General features: G+C 50.0%; 1 pseudogene. It reads left to right on the top strand.

The window, feature by feature from the left end:
* Positions 1–248, top strand: a pseudogene (locus N8M09_RS11035) (MSCRAMM family adhesin SdrC); the annotation flags it as partial.

Here is a 248-nt window from a genome sequence, read left to right as displayed (position 1 = left end):
TGCTGATTCGCTCGCACTTGTTGATGCTGACTCAGAAGCCGATGTGCTTGCTGATGCTGATGCACTTGTTGACGCTGAATCAGACGCTGATGTGCTTGCTGACTCTGACGCACTTGTTGATGCTGACTCAGAAGCGCATGTGCTTGCTGAATCTGATGCACTTGTTGATGCTGAGTCAGAAGCAGATGTGCTTGCTGAATCTGAAGCCCTTGTTGATGCTGAGTCAGATGCAGATGTGGTTGCTGACG

It is taken from the genome of Streptococcus mitis, assembly GCF_946190375.1.
Lineage (GTDB): Bacteria > Bacillota > Bacilli > Lactobacillales > Streptococcaceae > Streptococcus > Streptococcus mitis_CJ.
The sequence above is the reverse complement of the archived record's forward strand: the minus strand, read 5'-3'. Positions and strand labels throughout refer to the sequence as shown.